Annotated in this window: 7 protein-coding genes and 1 pseudogene; 1 reads left to right on the forward strand and 7 read right to left on the reverse strand. The window is 31.3% G+C overall.

Features of this window, described 5'->3' with window-relative positions; all coding sequences use genetic code 11:
- Nucleotides 1-154 precede the first annotated feature (154 nt).
- The 5 genes from ACIQ2I_RS06545 to ACIQ2I_RS06565 all read right to left on the reverse strand — a co-directional run bounded on the left by ACIQ2I_RS06545 (nt 155) and on the right by ACIQ2I_RS06565 (nt 4,727).
- Nucleotides 155-1,108 carry a type IX secretion system membrane protein PorP/SprF gene (locus tag ACIQ2I_RS06545; protein WP_396181630.1) on the reverse strand — a complete coding sequence of 318 codons (954 nt, stop codon included), beginning with the start codon at nt 1,106-1,108 and terminating at the stop codon, nt 155-157.
- Nucleotides 1,109-1,264: 156 nt separating this feature from the next.
- Entirely contained in the window at nt 1,265-1,798 is a 534-nt protein-coding gene (locus ACIQ2I_RS06550) for a hypothetical protein (RefSeq protein WP_396181631.1), read from the reverse strand.
- Nucleotides 1,799-1,811: 13 nt separating this feature from the next.
- Entirely contained in the window at nt 1,812-3,512 is a 1,701-nt protein-coding gene (locus ACIQ2I_RS06555) for an Omp28-related outer membrane protein (protein WP_396181632.1), read from the reverse strand.
- A 114-nt stretch (nt 3,513-3,626) separates the two neighbouring features.
- Complete coding sequence (locus ACIQ2I_RS06560; RefSeq protein ID WP_396181633.1) at nt 3,627-4,295, reverse strand: PH domain-containing protein; 669 nt, start codon at nt 4,293-4,295, stop codon at nt 3,627-3,629.
- Between the two features lie 60 nt (nt 4,296-4,355).
- Complete coding sequence (locus ACIQ2I_RS06565) at nt 4,356-4,727, reverse strand: MmcQ/YjbR family DNA-binding protein (protein WP_396181634.1); 372 nt, start codon at nt 4,725-4,727, stop codon at nt 4,356-4,358.
- A 94-nt stretch (nt 4,728-4,821) separates the two neighbouring features.
- Here ACIQ2I_RS06565 and ACIQ2I_RS06570 point away from each other — a divergent pair, with 94 nt between their 5' ends.
- Entirely contained in the window at nt 4,822-6,444 is a 1,623-nt protein-coding gene (locus tag ACIQ2I_RS06570) for an NADP-dependent glyceraldehyde-3-phosphate dehydrogenase (protein ID WP_396181635.1), read from the forward strand.
- Nucleotides 6,445-6,470: 26 nt separating this feature from the next.
- On the opposite strand, the gene ACIQ2I_RS06575 is transcribed toward ACIQ2I_RS06570, so the two are convergent.
- The gene (locus ACIQ2I_RS06575) at nt 6,471-7,223 is read right to left on the reverse strand and encodes a cyclase family protein (RefSeq protein ID WP_396181636.1); all 753 of its coding nucleotides are present in this window, start codon (nt 7,221-7,223) and stop codon (nt 6,471-6,473) included.
- Between the two features lie 94 nt (nt 7,224-7,317).
- A pseudogene (locus tag ACIQ2I_RS06580) lies at nt 7,318-7,566 on the reverse strand (coproporphyrinogen III oxidase); the annotation flags it as partial.

A 7,566-nucleotide genomic window follows, 5' to 3' on the forward strand; every position in this document is an offset into this window, starting at 1 on the left:
TACTTTTTCATAGGTTTTAATGGCGTCCACATATTGAAAATTCTCGTAATTAGAATTCGCTTTTTTCAATTGCATTTCTTGAGAATAACCAAAAAAAACAAAAACTAATAAACAAAACGATATACTACTTCTTATTTTCATACTATTTATCATGTTAGAAAAATCTAGGTGAAACAATTTTTTCTTGTTTTCCTTTAAACTCATATCTTAAAAAGATTTCATGCGAGCCAGAGTTATAATTCGTTAATTTTGTAGTATCTGAATCATAGGTATATCCGATAAACCAATTTCTGTCAATTTGAAAACCAGCTAATGCACTTGCGGCTGCACGCCATCTCCAAGCTGCACCAAGTACAAATTTATCGAAAAACATAAAATTAGCCGTTACATCGGCTTGAAGCGGTGCGCCTTTTACGGATTTAATTAAAAATGCAGGCTTAAATTTTGTAATTTCAGACACGTCAAAAACATAACCTCCTATAAAGTAATAATGCAAAGCGTCTTTAGCTATAGAAGTCGTATTGTCATCAAAATGTTTGGTCTCTAAAATAAATGGGACAGCAACGCCTGCATATAATTTATTTGAATGATAATAAACCCCTGCGCCTATATTTGGCGAAAATTGATTGTCAATTTTATTTTGAAATTTTGGATCGTTTTTATCATACTTATTTAGTTTGGTATAATCTACATTTAATAAACTAGCTGATCCTTTTATACCAAATGATAGCTTAAAGTCTTCTGAGGTATTTATAGTGTAAGAAAAGTCTGTAGCCACTGTTTTTCTGTCTGAAATACCTATTTCATCTTTTGTAATAGTAATACCTAAACCAACTCTTGAATTAGTAATTGGAGCATGAAGAGAAGCTGCTGATGTAGTGGGCGCACCTTCTAAACCAACCCATTGCGCTCTGTAAATAGCAAATACACTTAATACGCCTCTTGAACCAGCATAAGCAGGATTTACGTTAATAGTGTTATACGTATATTGCGTAAACTGGGCGTCTTGCTGTGCAACAGATTTAGTAGTATTAAATAGCCCTAAAGACATTATAAAAATGACTTTAGTTAGTGCTAATTTTGTTACTATATCTATTCTAAATTTCATTTAAAATACATTTTTAATGATAAAACAAATATAGTTAATGTAGCTTTAATACTACAAAAAAATAAAGCACAGTTTTATAGATGAGAAAAATTTTAATAGTAACAAAAAAAGTGAGCCCAATGGACTCACTTTAGTTAAACAAATATATTATCTGTTTTATTGCTGATATCTGTAAGTAAATCGTACTTTATTTCCAATAGGAGTACCATTAGCATCGTACTGATATGCTTCAAAAACATATTCAATTTTAGTAGCAGGTGAAACTGGAAGTGTAGTATTATAAATTTTATAGTCTTCAATAATTCCAATAGTTCCATTTGCTGGAACAGTTATTATTGGCTCCGAATTTCCTGGATAAGAATAACCTGTAATAATTGCAGACAAACATTGTGCGCCAATACAAATACTTAAATAACTGGTGTCAGGAACTCCATTAAAAGAAATAAACTTAACTTTTGTATTTATAGGAGCCGAAGAAGCGTTTTTAAAATAAAATTTCAACGTATTCAAACCACCTTGAGATGTAATTGAATTAAAGGTTAAAATGTCGCCATCTTTAATTTCAGATCCTGTAGTTTTGTTATAGACTTTCAGTGCATTATTAGCAGCTGGTTCTGGTGTTTGAGCATCGTCTTTACTACAGCTAACAGCTGAAATAACAGCGAATAAAAGGATTACAATTTTTTTCATGTTTTTTATATAATTATTCAATTATTATTTTCTTAGTTTGTTCTCCTAATTCATTACTCAATTTTAATAAGTAAAGTCCTTTTTGAAGTTGAGTTAAATTTAAAGTAGTTTGATTGTTAATGTTTAACATTCTAAAAACTTCTTTACCAGTAACATCAATTGCTACAACATCTGTTGGCAATTGCGTATTGATTGTAAAAATACCATTAGAAGGATTTGGGTACAATGTAATTTCATTTGCATTAAAATCTTCTACACCAAGAATGTCAGCCACTTGGAATACCTTAGATTCTGAAGAGCCAAAATAGCCCCCCTCAATACCAGGAATTAAAACACCATTTGCAAGTACTTGATAAGAACCAACACCATAACCACTATCCAAACCATCTCCAAATACATCATTAATAACAAACTTATAACAATCAAATGGTAAAGTTAAGTTAATATCTGCTTGAGGATATTCTCCTGCAGCATCACTATCAGAATAAGTTGGACTAGTTGCTACTGGTATATTTGCTGAATTTAATAATTGCCATGACGTTTCAGAACCCCACTGATCAAGTGTTATTTTAATAGTAATGTTAGTATCTGTAGTTAAAGCTGCTTTTGCAAAATTAGTAGCGCCTGTGTTGTCTGAAATATTTGCGTCTGCAGGAACAGATATATTTAAAACATTACTATTTAACAAATTATAAGTAATTGCAGGTAAAGTAACCGATTCTTTTGCAAATGAAACTAAACTACCCGTCCAATTATAGACTTGAGGAGTACCTCCATTAACACTATATGTTATGGGTAATGTTGTTAAAGTGTTTTGACCATAATTTTGAATTTTAATTTTTGGTGTGATCGATGTTGCGCATTGACTTTCGATACTTTCAACTTCTTTCAGTTTGACATCATTCGCAACTAACCCCGTATACGTAGGAACTGCGCCGTTACCTGAAATAATTTTTTGCTGTGTTTCAGCCATAAAAGCAACAATTTCAAATTCGCCCATTTCTGCGATGATACTTTTATAATCAGCTGGAATGGTGTAGGTGTAAGTTCTGGTTACAAAAGTACCAGCACTTGTTGTGTTAATAGTTTCACCCCATTGACCAGTCAACATATGAACTAGTCTGTGTTGGTGATTATAATTATCCCCTGCATTTCCTCCAGTCTGAGGACCTAATGTATTATTTTGTAAAAATGCTACATTTAATTTATTGGTAGCTACTGGACTAGAACCTGTATAATATGCCTCAACAAGTACAGTCAACAATCGAGTAGTTGCATTAATTGTAGCAGTAGTAGCTACATTTACATAAGAGGATTGTGCTAGTGCTAGACTAGAAGCTGTAGCCCAACTCCCTCTTCCCATAGCGGTTGTAGAACCAATACTTGGAAAAACTGTACGATTGATAGTTCCAGAAGGATACCCTGTTAACCCACTCTGACCAGCTATAGCTGAACCAAAAGAAGTTGTAAAGTCTGGTTGCCCAGGGCCTGGTGTAGCATAACCCCCAACATGAATATTTATTAAAAAAACATTGTTTGGATTTGCCGCTTTAATGTTATTTGCAATTGTATGTCCCTGAGGACAAAACCCACAATTAACACCTGTAAATTCTTCAAGAATTACCTTTTTATTCTGAGGTGTTGTTTGAACTATTGTTTGTGCATTCATTTGGAATGCTGCAAATAATATTGCAAGTAAAGTAATTTTTTTCATAGTATAGGTTTTAGTAATTTGGATACAATTATAATAAATTTATTTTGAAAATCAAATAGTTAAGGGAAAAATAATTAAAATGAGCTATTTTTGTATAAATAAACATGAGTATTACTACAAAAAAGGTAAGATTTCATTTTTTAATTTATCGTATTCACCTTGAAGAATTAATCCGTTGTCTAACAGTTTTTTATAATTATTAAGCTTGTCAAATAATTCATCTTTAGAAAATTCGGAAAGCTTTTTCTCTTGAAACGGAAGCGGTTCCTCTAATTCTGTGTCCTGAACTGTAGGTATGATTTCTGCAAAATGAGTCACTTCTTCTGTTGGAACCTCTTCTATTTCAAATGATGCATTAGAAACTGAATTTGAGTTTGTCGAAACACCATTTTTCAAAATATCCAATTGTTCTTTAGCAAACGTATATAATTTACGTGCTTGATTTTTTGGTAAATATTCTACCGTGTGCGTCAAGTCGGTTTTTGTTGAAAAAGAAAAATCTGAACCTAAAAAACCTTCTTTTACAAAAGTACCCGCAATATCATCCCAATCATAATCCATAAATTCCATAGATAATCCTAAATTTTTAGGTTTACATAAAATAATGCGTTTATTGGTTACTACAATACTATCAGGAAATACAGTAATTGCAGGTTTTTTTTGTACAGCAATGTAGCCCACTTCTTCATTGGACATTAATAAGTTTTCCAATTTAGACGTGATTTTTTCAATTGCTTTTGGATCTTGGTCTTCGTTTAATATTTTTTTTAAATTATCAATCATTTTATATTAGTTTATTAGTTGATGGGTTAAAAGTTTACTATATGATATAAAATTTAATGCCTAATTTTCAGATTCTTGGATTTCCATTTGGATTTTTTTTGTCAAACTCTTAAAAATCAAATCGTAAGAATCATTAATAAGTTCACGCATCATCTTATCGTTTACATCTGAATTAAAATTTACGGTATTCCAATGCACTTTACTCATGTGATAACCTGGCTCAATAGCTTCATAAGTTGCGCGAAGTGCTATGGCGCGTTCTGGATCGCATTTTAAATTCAAACTTGGCTCTTGGTTTTCCCATTGTTTTAAGGAAGTCAAACAAAACATTTTTCCACCAACTTTAAACACCAAAGTATCTTCATCAAATGGAAAATGTTCAGTTACACCTTTTTTAGATTGGCAAAATTCAAATAATTGTTGAATGTTCATGTTTTCAAAAATAAATAAATTTTATGAATTGTGGAGTTGGTTTTGATTATAAAATTATTATTTTTAGCAAAATTTTAATTTTATTTATAAAGCAATGCAAAATCATATTTCTAAAAATCAGCTTTTTGATGTTTTTTCTACTGTAAATTCAAAAGAAATTCCGTTTATTAACCAAGAAGAATATTTGGTAAACGGAGCATTCAAACCTTGGAATGGTTCTTTCAATGAAATTCATTCTGCTATTTGCAAACCAACATCTGGTGAAAAATTAGAACGTATTTTAATTGGAAAAATACCAAAAACAGGTTTGCCTGAAGCAATGGAATGTTTAGAAAGTGCGGAACTAGCATATGATAATGGTTTTGGAGAATGGCCTATGTTTTCGGTTGAAAAAAGGATTTCTCATGTGGAACATTTTGTTGGCGAAATGCTAAAGTTGAGAACAGAAGTCATAAATTTATTAATGTGGGAAATTGGAAAATCTGAAAAAGATTCTGAAAAAGAATTTGATAGAACCATAAAATACATTTACGACACCATTGAATCTTTAAAAAAATTAGAACGAAAATCGGCTACTTTTACTATCGAGGAAGGTGTTATTGGACAAATTCGTCGTTCGCCATTAGGTATAACGCTTTGTATTGGTCCATATAATTATCCTTTAAATGAAACGTATACTTTACTAATTCCTGCCCTGATAATGGGTAATGTAATTTTATTTAAACCACCAAAATACGGATGTTTATTGCATTACTGTTTATCTAAAGCCATAGAAAAAAGTTTTCCAAAAGGCGTTGTAAATTATCTTTACGGAAAAGGAAGTGAAATTGTTGAACCGTTAATGAATACCGGAAAAATAAATGTTTTAACCTTAATTGGATCGAGTAAAGTTGCATCAGATATTAAAAAAGCACATCCAAAAGTAAACCGATTACGAGCGATTTTAGGATTGGATGCCAAAAATCCAGCGATAGTTTTAGAAAATGCCAATATAGAAAATGCTATAGAAGAATGTCTTTTAGGAAGTTTGTCTTTTAATGGACAACGTTGTACAGCTTTAAAAATACTATTTGTTCATGAAAATATTAAAGATGAATTTATTAAAAAATTCTGCGAAAAAGTGGATGCTTTAAAATTTGGTATGCCTTGGGACGAAAAAGTGCAAATTACACCTTTACCCGAGGAAAATAAATTCAACTATTTAAATGATTGTATAGCCGATGGCGAAAGTAAAGGCGCAAAAATAATGAATGAAAATGGCGCCATTCAAAACGGTACGTTATTTTTTCCAGCAGTAATGTATCCTGTTAGTGAAGGAATGAAATTGTATCGTGAAGAACAATTTGGACCCATTGTACCGATTGTTTCATTTAAAGAATTACAAGAACCAATTGAATATATGATTACCTCTAATTTCGGACAACAAGTGAGTATTTTCGGAACGGATACCCATGAAATTTCACATTTGATTGATGGGTTAGTCAATCAAGTTTCACGTGTAAACCTTAATGTTCAGTGCCAACGTGGACCCGATACTTTTCCATTTACAGGTCGAAAAGATTCTGCGGAAGGTACCCTTTCGGTTTATGATGCACTTCGTTCTTTTTCGATACGAACAGTTGTTGCCACTAAAGAAAATAAGGATAACAAAGCCATTATTAATAAAATTGTAACTGAAGGAGAATCTAACTTTTTATCTACGAAGTTTATTTTTTAAAACTTATTTTTTCAAATGTATTTACTTTAATGAATTGCATATAAAATTGGTTTACTTGGACTTGCATCATTTTCAAACGAAGCAATCTGTAAATTCAATAAATAGGTACCATTAGAAACGGAATCATTTACATAAATTAATTCAGTAATCGTGGAATCTAAGCGTGCATCTTCGTTTAACATTGTGGTGTTTTTTACATTCCAAAATGCTTTGTGTGCCAATAATTTTCCTGCATCTTCTTCTCTATCTACGCTTGGTAAATCTATAAGAAGGTGTTTAATTCCGATTTCTCGAATATAAATTGCCGCTTCTTCTAACAAATAAGGCGGATTGGTATGTGAATAATTCTTTGATTTTTTTTCTGAAATATTTGGAAGTGTACGAATAATTATCGCTTCAGGCGTTTTCCCATTTAATGAATTTTCAATTTGATTTTTGGTAATGACAAAATCGCCGTTTCTATCTTCGGGTGAAATAGAAACTAATTCTGCCATGAAAAAAAAATGTTTTAAACACTGATTTATCGAATAAAATTCGTTTGTTATATGTCCTAAACACTCAGTATGCGTGCCATGTCCGTGTGGATTGAAAAATATATTATTGAAATTTGTGGAACTGCCTTCGGAAACTTTTCCTACCCAATTTTCAAAAGTTACGGGTTCAATTACAGGTTTTTCAATATACCACGCAATGGGATTGGCATCTGTATTTGATAACGGCAAAGAAATATCAATGGGTTTTGATAAGTCGATATTGAAGTTGTTTATAGTAGCTTTCATTTTTAGCACACGGATTTAACTGATATTTTATTGCAGATTTAAACAGATTTTTATAATATGCGTTGCTTGCATCTGTCTAATCTGCGTACCAATATCAGTTCAAATTTAACAAAAACAAATCACTTGCAATACCATCGCTTAAAAATTTTCCTTTTTTAGTGGTTATTAAAATATTATTTTCAACTTCTAACAAATGATCTGAAATATATTTCTCGGCTTGTTGTAGCAAATAATCTAAATAGCTACTTCCAAATTCGGTTTTAACTTTCTCTAAAGAAACACCCCAAATGGTTCGTAAGCCAGTCATAATGTATTCATTATACTGATCTGTTTTAGATAAAAT

This window comes from Flavobacterium sp. (assembly GCF_044368995.1).
Classification (GTDB): Bacteria; Bacteroidota; Bacteroidia; order Flavobacteriales; family Flavobacteriaceae; genus Flavobacterium.